We start from the raw sequence: 11,534 nt of genomic DNA, 5'->3' as shown, positions 1-11,534 counted from the left end.
CGAGCTCACCGCGTGCCGATACTCCTCGGCGATCAGCTCCACGCCGCTTGCCCCCTCGTGCACCTCGGCGAAGCCGAGCTTCTTCAGCCCGGCGGCCAGCTGGCCCGGGCTTGCGTAGTGGAAGAAGGCGGGGAAGGAGCAGCCGAGCACGGCCACCACCGGCACCCCCGACTCGAACAGCCGCTCGGTCACCCCCACGTTGTCGGCGATCACCTTGGCGTGCTGGGGGCAGGTGCTCAGGCAGTTGCCGCAGCCGATGCAGCGCTCGGGGATGATCTCGGTGTAGCTTCTCTCGACCTTGATGGCCTTCACCGGGCAGCTCCTCACGCAGGAGTAGCACTTCCGGCATTGCTCGGTCAGGGTGACGATGGGGTACATGGAACCTCGCGGGGTACGGTAATGGGTCGGGTGGGGGGAGTAATCGGGGTGATTGTAACCTATCGGGGAAAAGTGTGCAAGTTTTGGCACAACGGCGGAGGCAGTACCCACAAAAAAAAACCCTAGCGACTAGGAGGGCAAGTCGACTAGGGGAAAGGAGGATCCGATGATCCTCCGCAACTCTTATCTCTAGCATCATTATACCGCCCGGGTCATACCGCTGCAAGTGACTAAATCTTCGGAAAAAATTCCCTCTTCATTTCGACAGCTGGGACCGCAAAGCCGCTTTCAGCGCGCCTCTACCCGTCGGTCGGCGCGGGGCATCCCCGGTTAAACGGGAGGATTGCGCTCGATCGCGGGAAAAAAGGTTGACCTTGTATACATAATAATTATGATGGCGGGGCCTGTTTTCCATGCAATACGGGCTAGGTGGCCACCGTACAGAGGAAGGGATCGACCCATGAACTACGAGAAGAGACAGTTGCAGCGCGGCTATGCCAATCGGATGCTCACCATCGACCTCGCCGGGGGCATGATCGCCCTGCCGGAGCTTTCCCCCGAGGTCCGAGACTACTTCATCGGCGGCCGCAGCTTGGGCCTCTACCTCCTGCACCGCTTGACCACCCCCGCAACCAGTCCGGGCGACCCGGAGAACCCGCTCATCCTGGCCAACGGTCCCTTGGGCGGCATCCCGCAGTTCCCCGGCACCGCCAAGGCGATGGCGGTCGCCCTCTCCCCCACCACCGGCGTCCCCGGGGTCTCCAACTTCGGCGGCTACTTCGGCGCCTTCCTGAAATACGCCGGTTTCGACGCCCTGCAGGTCACCGGCAAGGCCGCAAGCCCCACCCTGATCGTCATCAACGGCTTCACCGGCGAGATCGTGGTGGAGGAGGTGGCGGCCGACGACGAGGCCTTCCACCTGCAGGAGGAGATCGAGGCGCGATTCGTGGCGGCCGGCTACGCGCGGCGCAACATCGCCTTCATGTCCACCGGGGTGGGGGCCGCCAACACCAGCTACGGCTGCATCAACAGCCACTACTTCGACGTCACCAAGCCTGCCAAAGACGGCGGCAAGGGGGTCTGGCGCTCCAAGCAGGCCGGACGGACCGGCATCGGCTCGGTCATGCGGGACAAGAACCTGCTGGCCATCGTGGTGCTGGCCGACTACCCGCACGGCGAGAACCCCTACGGCGCCGCCGACTGGGAGAAGGTCTGCTCGGCGGGCAGGAGGCTGCACCAGGTGGTCAAGGAGGTCGACCCGAAGCAGCTGCAGATGCACCGCAAGGGGAGCGTGGGGCTGATCACCTTCATGAGCAAGGACGAGTACCAGTCGCTGCCGGTCCACAACTACCAGAAAGGGTCCGATCCCCGGGCTCCCCAGATCTGCGGCAACCACTACGCCAAGCACCTCTTCGAGCACCGCGGCATGGACGGCTGCTTCCCCGGCTGCAACCTGCAGTGCAACAAGGGGGGGTGGGTCACCCTTAGCTCCGGGAGCCACGCCGGCGAGCGGGTCTGGGTGGACGGACCCGAGTACGAGACGGCCGCCGGCTTCGGCTCCAACCTCGGCATCTGGAACCCCGAGTTCGTCATGGAGGCCAACTGGCACTGCGACAACTACGGCATCGACACCATCTCCACCGCCACCATCATGGCCTTCATCATGGAGTGCTTCCAGCGCGGCTTCCTCACCCCGGCCGACGCTGACGGGCTTAAGCTTTGCTGGGGGAACGAAGAGGCGGCACTTACCTTCCTGCACCGGCTGGCGCACGGCGAGAGCGAGCTGGCGCGGCAAGCGGGCAAAGGGATGATCGAGCTTGAGACCTGGGTGGCAAACCGCCACCGGGAGCGCTCCGGCGTCGATGTGCGGGCTGAGCTCGCCATCTTCGCCATGCACACCAAGGGGCTCCCCTTCTCCTTCTACCGCACCCACCGCTCGCTCTCCATGCAGGGCTCCTACGCGGCCGCCAGCGACATCGGCGCCCACCACGCGGCCGCCTGGCTGATCAAGGCCGACCTTCTCGGTGCCTTCCCCACCTTCGAGGAGAAAGCGCGGGCGCTGATGACCTACCCGCGGGTGCGGCTGGGGAACGACAACCTGGGGGTCTGCAAGCTCCCCTGGGTGGACGTCTTCAACCCGGCATCGGCCAACCGGGCAGCGGGCGACGTCTTCATCAACCCCGCCTCCCAGGAGATCTACGCCGACTTCTACAACGGCGTCTTGGGGACCGAGCTCGGCTGGGAGGAGATCTTCGAGCAGACCGACCGCGACATCAACCTGCAGCGGGTGATGAACGTGATGCGCTACGGCGCCGGCACCGTCGACCAGGACTGGATCCCGGACCGCGCCATCGGACCGACCGAGGACACCCTCTACGAGACGGAGCAAGAGTACAACGACGCCGAGCTTGCCCGCCTTTTGGGAGAGGAGAGCGCCGCGGTGGCGCCCCTGCCGACCGCCCAGAAGCGGCCGCTTTTGATGGAGCTGCGCAAAAAGGAGCTGCGCAAGCTGATCGGGGTCTACTACCAGCAGAGGGGCTGGACCGAGCAGGGGATTCCCACCGTGGAGTCGCTCAAGCAGCTCGGGCTCTGGGAGCACCTGACCAGCGAGACCCGGGAGCGGCTGACGGCACTTGCCTGAAGGTGAACGCAAAAAAGGCAGGGGGAATTCCCCCTGCCTCGGCTATTGGAAACGGCTTTCCTCGCCACCGGCGGCTGCAGCGCACTCAGGCGCAGCCTCCCCGGAGCGGCGGGTCAGTGTACTTTTTTCGGATCCTGCGAGGCTACGAACTCTTCAATGGTAAGCACCAAGGTCCTGTCGTGGACGCCATCCATGTTGACCAGCAGCTCGGATATCTCCATCATCTGGTTCGACAGCCAGGCTTGGGTGAAGAGGTCCAGCGGCACCGGGTACGGCTCGAACTTCGCCAGTACCAACCGGGCGTTGTGAAGGTATTCAACGACCCGCTCCCTGTCTGACCAGACTGGCAGCGAATAGCCGCTCTCATCCAGCTCCAGGGCGTAGATATTCTGATGTTCCCCCCTTGCTACCCAGACCTTCCCATCGGCTTCTACTTCCTGCAGAAAGATCTTTTCACCGATAAATTCGACGGTCATCGTCTTCACCTCCCTGAGGCGATAGAAACGCGCCCTCGTCCTCGATTATACAGGAGTCCATTAAAAGATCAAAAAGGTCTTATTGCTGAGGATCCCAAGGCGGGTGACGAGGTGCCGAGGGAGCGGCCACGGTGGCCCACAAAGCGCGGCGAGCTGCGCGGGCGCGAGTGAGCCGGCTGGGGAGCGCAAAGGGAAAGTAACTTGACCGAAGGCGGGACGCGTGGCACAGTTGGGGTCTTAACGGTCAGGGGCCTCCGTCATGGCGGCGCGCCCCTTAAGCTGCGGCAGCCGGCCCTGTTCTGCTCGCATACTGGGGCGGGAGCTGCGCCGGAGCGCTTCGGGAGGGTAGCGCGATGAAACGGACCATAGCGGCGGTGATCCTTGTTCTCTTTGCCTGCAACTGGGCCTTTGCCGAGAGTTCGGTCTGGAAAGCCCAGAAAGGGAACGCAGTGATCTACCTGGGGGGGACCTGCCACGTGCTCCGCCAAAGCGACTTTCCCCTTCCCCCCGAGTTCGCCAAGGCCTACGGCGCCTCCCAGGTGGTGGTCTTCGAGGCCGACCCCGGCGAGCTCCAGGACCCGGCCATGCAGAAAAAGGCGCTGGCGAGATCGATCTACCCCGACGGCAGCACCATCGACAAGCACCTCTCGCCCGACACCTACGCCCAGCTTGCCGCCTACTGCCAGGCGAACAACATCCCGCTGGCCGCCCTGAGGCAGTTCAAGGTCTCGGTCGCCATGGTGTCGCTCACCTTTCTCGAGCTGATGAAGCTGGGGGTCGACCAGAAGGGGGTCGACTACTTCTTCTACGAGCTCGCCAAGAAGGAGGGGAAGAAGGTCGAGGCGCTGGAAAGCGCCGATGAGCAACTGGAGGCGCTGGTCACCATAGCCGACGGCAACGAGGACGAATTCGTCAGCTACGCCATCAGGGATCTGGGCACCCTCAAGGAGAGGTTCGCCGAACTCGCCGGTGCCTGGCGGACCGGCGATACCGTGAAGCTGAACGAGCTGCTGGTCTCCCAACTCAGGACAGAGGATCCCAAGGAATACCAGAAGCTGGTAGTCGACCGGAACAGGAAGTGGCTGCCGGCGATTCTGGGCTACCACGCCTCTCGCCAGACCAGGCTGGTGCTGGTGGGGGCCGCCCACCTGGTAGGCCCGGACGGCATCCTCGAGGCGCTCAAGAAAAAGGGGTACCGGGTAGAGAAGCTGTAGGGCGATCAGGATGCCGCTGGCGGACGGTGGCGGCAACTCCCCGTTGAAACGGGACCAGAGGGCGGCCAGGTTGAGGTGGTAGGTATCACAGCGGCGCACGGAGGCAAGGAGAGGGTAGTTGGGATAGGGGTACAGCCCGTAGTGGTGGCGGACCGGATCCGGACATGAGAAGAGTTAGCCACAAAAAGGGCGAAAAGATAGCCGCGGGCCCCGAAGTGCCCCCGGCCGTCATCTCGGCGCGCTGGTCATCTCAGCTCGTGGCGCGGGATGGAGAGGATCTCCTCGATGAACCTCAGGTGACGCTGTTCCTGGGAGTAGTTGTTGAGGATGACCGTCTTGATCTCGTCGGGCCACTGCAGGGCTGCCGCCTTGGCGTATTTCCTGTTGGTCAGGATCTCGTTCGCCTTCATCACCTCCACGGCCCCGATCGAGCCGGAGGCGCTCATCAGGAAGGTGAAGAGTTCCATCAGGTACCCCTTGAAGTCAGGCTTGCGCTCGGCAGGAGTGCCCCCCAGGTCCACGATGGCCGCTGACAGGTTCTCGATGTGGTTCTTGTGATCATCCTGGTAGCGCGCCAGCCTCCTGCAGAGGTCCTCGTACTCCAGATGCTTGAGGACCTGGTTATAGGCTTCCACCGCATCCACATCCAGCTGTATCAGGTCGTTCAACCGATCGATCATCTCGTTGTTGTCCATGGGCTCCCCCTTCACCGGAAATAGCCACATCGGTCGATGCTCCCTCCTCTTTCGATTGTAAACTATCTGATCTTACCCTCGCAAGGCCGCCGGTGGTGGCATATCCTTGCGCCGTGATCTTCGCCGACACGCAATTCTATTGACATCGACAGCCGTATGACGTATACACGATCTTTCGCTTTCCCCCGTATTTTCAATATGTTGAATGCTATTCATTGGGGTTGGCTATTGTTGAAGGGGCCAATATTCCCTTTGGGCGTCGCCTCCCCGATGTTCGCAGGCAAAACCAAATTTCACGAGAGAGAAACGATGATCAATTTGAAACCCGAAGTTGTCGCCCAGCTTGAGCGCGTGCTGGGTTCCGTTGAAATGCTGCTCCCCAGGGCCATCAAGCCGGTGGACTGGGCCACCTGCCATGCCGCCAACTGGCGCCGCCACTCCTTCTCCGGCTATCTCGAGCCGGTCAAGGTGACCGACAACACCCGCCTGGAAGAACTTCTGGGCGTGGAGAAGCAGCGCGAGATCATGGAAAGCAACACCAAGCAGTTCCTGAAGGGGCTCCCCGCCAACAACGCCCTCCTCTGGGGCTCCCGCGGCACCGGAAAGTCGTCGCTGGTCAAGGCGCTCCTCAACAAATACGCAGCGCAGGGGCTTAGGGTCATCCAGGTCGAGAAGGAGGACCTGATCTACCTCTCGGAGATCTTCAGCGCCGTGGAGAACGAGCCGTACCGCTTCATCCTGCTGTGCGACGACCTCACCTTCGAGGTAGGGGAGCTGAGCTACAAGATGCTGAAGAGCGCGCTGGACGGCTCCGTCTACTCCGCCCCCGACAACGTCCTCATCTACGTGACCTCCAACCGCCGCCACCTGCTGCCCGAGTACGAGTCCGACAAGATCGGCGGCAAGTTCGTGAACGGCGAGCTGCAGCAGAGCGAGGCGATGGAGGAGAAGGTTTCCCTCTCCGACCGTTTCGGCCTCTGGGTCGCCTTCCACGTCTTCAGCCAGGACCGCTACCTGGACGCCGTCCGTCTCTGCGTGGAGCGGGAGGCTGCCAAGCGGGGGGTGAACATCCCGTTCGACAAGGACCTGGAGCTGGATGCCATCCAGTGGTCGCACGACAAGAGCAAGCGCTGCGGCCGCACCGCCTACCAGTTCTCCAAGCACTGGGTCGGCCGCTACCTGCTCGCCCAGAGCTGAGAGACTGCCTAACCAGCTTCCCCACTACAGACAGGCTCCCCTGAAGCGCTCGTTTCAGGGGAGCCCCTGCTCCCCCACCAGGCAGTTAGCTGCCTAAAAGTAGAAAAATGACCATGCCGCCGAGTGCACGGAGGTATAAGCTCCCCTCAACACAGGCTTATTCCCTCTTTACAGGTGGACGCCCCCCCCTGAAAGGGTTTTCTGTCCCTCGCCTCCCGCCTTGACTTTCGAGGCAGCCGAAGTAAAACTTTTCACTTTCCACGATGTACCAAGCAGGGGCCGCCCCATCTCATCAGACCACCATGCTTATCAGCTTCGCCCTCGATACTTTTTGTGCGGCACAGAGGACGACTCACGTCTATGGTCAGCAGGAAGCACATCGGGTACGCAATGAGTTGTCGGGTCTGGCACAATTTCCACCTCCGGGGAACTAACTCCTGGCAGAGCACAGTCTGTGCCGCCCTGTCGGCGGCAGGGGTCACCACCTATCCGTTGTCCGATAGCGGGCGGGGACCGGGACTGCTCTTTTTTGACGAGGTCACCCCTGCGCTTTGTCAGTGCACGCAGGAACTGAGCGAATCGGGACGGGAGCGGGTTCTGGCGGTGGCGCTCGGCCAGCAGCCGACCAACAGCGGGATCTGGAGCCTGATGGAAGCGGGGGCTTCGGACGTGCTGACCTGGGATGATTCCACCCGCTTTACTCAGGACCTTGCCCTGCGCCTGGAGCGCTGGCAGACGGTGAACCGCGTGCTGGAGTCGTCCCTGGTCACCAGGAACCTGGTGGGGCAGAGTCCCGCCTGGCGTGATGTGCTGCGGCAGGTGGTGGAGGTGGCCCACGTCACCGATGCCCCGATCTACCTCACCGGCGAGAGCGGCACCGGGAAGGAGCTGATGGCGCGTCTCATCCACAGCCTGGACTGCCGCCCGCGCAAGCGCGACCTCGTGGTGCTCGACTGCACCACGGTGGTCCCGTCCTTGGCGGGCAGCGAGTTCTTCGGGCACGAAAAGGGGGCTTTCACCGGTGCCTTCCAGGCACGCGAGGGCGCCTTCGCCATGGCCGATGGCGGCACGCTCTTCCTGGATGAGGTCGGGGAGCTGCCGCTCGAGTTGCAGGCGCAGCTGTTACGCGTGGTGCAGGAGAAGATCTACAAGCGGGTGGGGGGCAACAGCTGGCTGAAGACCGAGTTCAGGCTGGTCTCCGCCACCAACCGGAGCCTGGTGGAGGAGGTCGGCTGCGGCAAATTTCGCAGCGACCTGTATTACCGCATAGCGGGGTGGAGCTTCAGGCTGCCCCCGCTTCGGGAGCGGCTGGAGGACATCCTGCCGCTGGCCCGCCACTTCATGGCCGACCTGGCCCCCGACGGGGCGTCTCCGGAACTGGACCCGCCGGTTGCCGAATTCCTGTTGCAGCGCCGCTACCCGGGCAACGTGCGGGACCTGCGCCAGCTGATGGTGAGGATCATGGCGCGCCATGTCGGCAGCGGGCCGGTCACCGTGGGAGACATACCGGATGAGGAGCGCCCCCGTTGCGGCTTCACCAGCTTCAACTGGTGCGATCCGCACTTCGAGGAGGCCATCCGCAATGCGCTCGTTTTCGGAGTCGGGCTCAAGGAGATCGGTCGGAGTGCGGAGGACACTGCGGTGCGCATTGCGGTCGGAGCCGAGGCCGGCAACCTGCAGCGGGCGGCCAAGCGACTGGGGGTAACGGACCGGGCGCTTCAGCTGCGACGGGCAGGAAGGCAGAACGGAAGCGGCACCATGGCAGAAAGCTCACCACCGTCGGCGTAGCAACTCGCCCCCCCGGCACACCGGCATCTTTACCTGCCGGCTCCGCACTTGGTTCATCTTCCACGCGGCAACCCATCTACCCTTGCTCGTCGCCTGCCCATGGATCGCGGTAGGAGGCAGGCGCTGGCGCGCTGGCCGCGGCTGCGCTGGCCGCCACAGCTCCCTGCTGTCCCTTCCCGACAAGACGCAGCAGATTGCCGCCCAACACCAGCCGCTCCTGCTCCGGCGGCAGTCCCAGCAGCCGGATCTTCGCCAGCTCCACCCCCGGATGGAGCCACGGCCCGTCGGTGCCGAACAGGATCTTAGCCGCTCCTGCGCGCCTGACCGCTTCCTGCAGGAGATCGAACCTGCGCACGCCGGAGGTATCGGCATAGACGCTGGGGTGGCGCACCAGATGGTCGATCAGGGCGAGCTGGGCCCGCCAGTCGTCCGCGAAGCTACCGAGGTGCGGGATGATGAAGGTCTGGGCAGGAAACTCCCGCGCTAAAAGCTCCACCACGGACACCTCTCCCATGACATCGTAAAGGATGGGGACACCGAAGGCGCCGGCTGCCTCGCAGATCTCGCGGGTGAGGCGCCCGTCGTGGCGATGCACCTTGATGCCGCGGCAGCCGTACTGCTGGACCGACTCCTGCAGCAGTCGCGCCGCTCGCCCCCGGTCGTTCTCCGGATGGAGACAGGCGAAACCGATGAAGCGGCCGGGATTGGCAGCCACCATTCTCCCGATATCGCGGTTGGCCGCGGCGTAGTCCGAGTTGAAGGCGGGGAAGATCACCGTCCGGGCGATCCCGGCCCGAGCGGCCCTGCGCAGATAGCGGTCCAAGGGGGCAGCGGTGTCCCAGGGACCGGTCAGTCCGTCCCCCTTGCCGGCGTGGCAGTGACAGTCGATGATCATCAGAATCCCTCCAACCCTGCACCGTTTCCTGAGACCTCAGCCAGCACGGAAACCGCGGTTTCTAACTCGCGGGGAGAGTGCAGGGCGGAGACCAGGAAACTGAGCAGAGCTCCCGTCCCCGCTCGCGGGCGGTGCAAGACCGCCTTCACCCCCAGACGGAGCAGGCCTTCGTGCAGCGCCATACAGTCGGCTCCCGGGACGCCTCGCAGGGTCTGCACCGGGAAGAGTTCACCGGAGACGGAGAACCCGTTCTGTGCGAGGAGCGTCCGGAAGCGTCTCACCAGGTTCGCCAGCCGCCGGCGCAGGAAGTCCCCCTTCCCCGCGTTTATCCGGAGCGCGTCCTGCGCGGCACGCACCAGTGCGGCAGAAGGGGGGCTGCAGTGGACCCGCGTCTCGCTTCGCGCCTCGAACCACGCCACCATCTCCAGGCTGCCGGTCAAGACCGCCACCGGCACCCCAAACCCCTTGGCAAGGGAAGCGATAACCAGGAGATCCGGGCCGCCCGTCCCGCTCCAGCGCAGGGTGCCGCCCCCTCCCCTGCCGTAGGGCTCGTCAACCTGCGGAGAATGCCCGAGGATGCCCAGGGCCTGGGTATCGTCCAACACCAGCAGGCCGCCCCGCTCCCGGACCAGGGCGAGATACTCCGGAACGGGAGCGACGGAGCCGCACCCGGGGCAGGCACCGTCACTTATGACGATAGGGCGAAGTCGCTTATTACCGGTAAGCAAGGCGCGCCGCAGGGCGTCACCATCGTGATGTGGAAACGACCGCACGGGGGCACCGAGCGCTGCGGCACGCTCGATACCCCAGCGGGCGATGGGATAGATGCCGGCATCGTGGTAGATGGCCACCCGATCCCGGGCCAGCATGCCGCACAGGTCGAAGAAGAGGTGCAGGGTCGAGGGGGCCAGAAGCCCCCGCTGGCCCCCCTGCAGGCGGGCCAGCTGCTGCGCGACCGCGCCGTTCGCCGCCGGTTCTTCCAGCGCCGCCGGCTTCCCCAAGGTCAGTGCGTCCCAAGGGGAAAGCCGTTGGTGCGGGTGGCGCAAGCCGAGGTAGAGCGCCGAGGTGAAGTCGAGGTAAGCCACGGCGGCTCACCACTGGCTGGCAAGTTTCTTCTGCTCCAGGCGCCGCAGGTGGTAGCTGGGCGGCCTGCTGTCCACCGGTTCCAGGGTGAGGTCGACCCCGGTGGCGGCTCGGTAGGCATGGATGTAGGCCTGGATCTCCGGCTTCCAGTAGCGCGCCCAGTTCTTGGCCTGGTCCTCGTTGTTGACCACGATCCAGTCGCCGTAGCGGATCGAGAGGACCACCTGCTCGCCGTAGGTCGCCATCTCCTGGAAGTGGGTGATGGTGGTGTCGCTCCACCCCTGCAGCTTCTTCATGGCGTCGACCCGTCCCATCCAGTCTTCGCGGTAGGGGACCATGGCGCGTCCTCTCATGAAGTCGCCCATCTCCGGGCGGGCCAGGAGCCACTGCTCGATCATCATCTCCACCCGGGCGGTCCAGGGGAGATCGCCGAACTGGTTGTGGGCCCCCTCGGCCAGGATGAGGTGGACCTCGCGGATCGCCTTGAGCAGCGGGAAGGCATCGGCGACCACCGTGGTGTCGGAATCGTCCCGGTAGAACTGGGTGGCCTTGTTGAGGAGGACGTGGAACGCCTCCAGGAACTTGGAGCGGCTGTCAGCGGAGCGGAGCTTGGGCACCGCCTTGCCGAAGATCGAGATCCCGTACTGGGAGTCGTACTCGTAGGCGCGGCGCGGGACCGAGAGGCGGTGCTGCTCGTTCTGGATGTAGCCCCAGAGTAGGTTGTTGAGCGGGCGTAGCGGATCGATGGCCAGCTCCGCCAGCGGGTCGCGGGCGGCCGGGCCGCGCCGGTTCTGGAAGCGCATGGCGATGGCGTTCATGGTCTGCACCAGCATCCCCTCCTCGTGCCAGTAGGACCAGATCAGCTCCACGAGGCTGGGGCTGGAGAAGCGGTACTGCAGGATGCCGTCGCAGTAGGGGAGCCTTTCCTTGCGGCGCCCCGGGTCCAGACCGATCAGCGCGTTCAGGATTCGGTCGAAGTAGGGGAGCTTGCCATCGCTACCCTGCAGATATCTGGTCAGTTTCGCCTGTATGCTACCGGCAAGGACATTGCCGTTGAACCGCTCCAGGTCTTCAGAGTCATTAAGGAAATCGGTGTTACTGGGGACGAAGACCTTGTTTTTCTCCTTCAGCGCGACACCGCTTTCCAGGAGGAGGAAGACCTCGGTG

The 11,534-nt window shown here is 64.2% G+C and carries 10 protein-coding genes; 4 read left to right on the top strand and 6 right to left on the bottom strand.

Features of this window, described 5'->3' with window-relative positions:
- Positions 1 to 378, bottom strand: a 378-nt coding sequence (locus tag VJ604_RS11810; protein ID WP_324082707.1) for a 4Fe-4S binding protein, incomplete at its 3' end; no start/stop codon positions are given.
- Between the two features lie 460 nt (positions 379 to 838).
- Between VJ604_RS11810 and VJ604_RS11805 the strand changes: the two genes are divergently transcribed.
- Positions 839 to 3,019, top strand: coding sequence for an aldehyde ferredoxin oxidoreductase C-terminal domain-containing protein (locus tag VJ604_RS11805; protein ID WP_324082706.1), 2,181 nt, complete (start codon positions 839 to 841; stop codon positions 3,017 to 3,019).
- 113 nt (positions 3,020 to 3,132) lie between these two features.
- On the opposite strand, the gene VJ604_RS11800 is transcribed toward VJ604_RS11805, so the two are convergent.
- Positions 3,133 to 3,495 carry a DUF2750 domain-containing protein gene (locus VJ604_RS11800; RefSeq protein ID WP_324082704.1) on the bottom strand — a complete coding sequence of 121 codons (363 nt, stop codon included), beginning with the start codon at positions 3,493 to 3,495 and terminating at the stop codon, positions 3,133 to 3,135.
- 353 nt (positions 3,496 to 3,848) lie between these two features.
- Between VJ604_RS11800 and VJ604_RS11795 the strand changes: the two genes are divergently transcribed.
- A complete protein-coding gene (locus tag VJ604_RS11795) occupies positions 3,849 to 4,709 on the top strand; it encodes a TraB/GumN family protein (protein ID WP_324082701.1) in 861 nt (286 codons plus the stop codon).
- A gap of 245 nt (positions 4,710 to 4,954) precedes the next feature.
- On the opposite strand, the gene VJ604_RS11790 is transcribed toward VJ604_RS11795, so the two are convergent.
- Positions 4,955 to 5,404, bottom strand: a complete 450-nt coding sequence (locus tag VJ604_RS11790; RefSeq protein ID WP_324082700.1) for a ferritin-like domain-containing protein — start codon at positions 5,402 to 5,404, stop codon at positions 4,955 to 4,957.
- A 309-nt stretch (positions 5,405 to 5,713) separates the two neighbouring features.
- Between VJ604_RS11790 and VJ604_RS11785 the strand changes: the two genes are divergently transcribed.
- A complete protein-coding gene (locus VJ604_RS11785) occupies positions 5,714 to 6,601 on the top strand; it encodes an ATP-binding protein (protein WP_324082698.1) in 888 nt (295 codons plus the stop codon).
- 360 nt (positions 6,602 to 6,961) lie between these two features.
- Positions 6,962 to 8,389: a sigma 54-interacting transcriptional regulator gene (locus tag VJ604_RS11780; RefSeq protein ID WP_324082696.1), complete on the top strand. Its 1,428-nt coding sequence runs from the start codon at positions 6,962 to 6,964 to the stop codon at positions 8,387 to 8,389.
- A 76-nt stretch (positions 8,390 to 8,465) separates the two neighbouring features.
- Here the strand turns inward: VJ604_RS11780 and VJ604_RS11775 are convergent, their stop codons facing one another.
- The 3 genes from VJ604_RS11775 to VJ604_RS11765 form a co-directional block, all read right to left on the bottom strand.
- The gene (locus VJ604_RS11775; protein ID WP_324082694.1) at positions 8,466 to 9,284 is read right to left on the bottom strand and encodes an amidohydrolase family protein; all 819 of its coding nucleotides are present in this window, start codon (positions 9,282 to 9,284) and stop codon (positions 8,466 to 8,468) included.
- The gene (locus VJ604_RS11770; RefSeq protein ID WP_324082692.1) at positions 9,284 to 10,369 is read right to left on the bottom strand and encodes an aminotransferase class I/II-fold pyridoxal phosphate-dependent enzyme; all 1,086 of its coding nucleotides are present in this window, start codon (positions 10,367 to 10,369) and stop codon (positions 9,284 to 9,286) included. Before VJ604_RS11770 ends, VJ604_RS11775 begins: the two co-directional genes overlap by 1 nt.
- Positions 10,370 to 10,375: 6 nt before the next feature.
- Positions 10,376 to 11,534: hypothetical protein (locus VJ604_RS11765; protein WP_324082690.1), on the bottom strand; the 1,159-nt coding region annotated here is incomplete at its 5' end.

It is taken from the genome of Geomonas sp. (assembly GCF_035254065.1).
Lineage (GTDB): Bacteria > Desulfobacterota > Desulfuromonadia > Geobacterales > Geobacteraceae > Geomonas.
The sequence above is the reverse complement of the archived record's forward strand: the minus strand, read 5'-3'. Positions and strand labels throughout refer to the sequence as shown.

Coding starts and splice junctions, on each gene's coding strand:
- VJ604_RS11805 (WP_324082706.1), top strand. CDS start 839: ATGAACTACGAGAAGAGACAGTTGCAGCGCGGCTATGCCAATCGGATG.
- VJ604_RS11800 (WP_324082704.1), bottom strand. CDS start 3,495: ATGACCGTCGAATTTATCGGTGAAAAGATCTTTCTGCAGGAAGTAGAA.
- VJ604_RS11795 (WP_324082701.1), top strand. CDS start 3,849: ATGAAACGGACCATAGCGGCGGTGATCCTTGTTCTCTTTGCCTGCAAC.
- VJ604_RS11790 (WP_324082700.1), bottom strand. CDS start 5,404: ATGGACAACAACGAGATGATCGATCGGTTGAACGACCTGATACAGCTG.
- VJ604_RS11785 (WP_324082698.1), top strand. CDS start 5,714: ATGATCAATTTGAAACCCGAAGTTGTCGCCCAGCTTGAGCGCGTGCTG.
- VJ604_RS11780 (WP_324082696.1), top strand. CDS start 6,962: ATGGTCAGCAGGAAGCACATCGGGTACGCAATGAGTTGTCGGGTCTGG.
- VJ604_RS11775 (WP_324082694.1), bottom strand. CDS start 9,284: ATGATCATCGACTGTCACTGCCACGCCGGCAAGGGGGACGGACTGACC.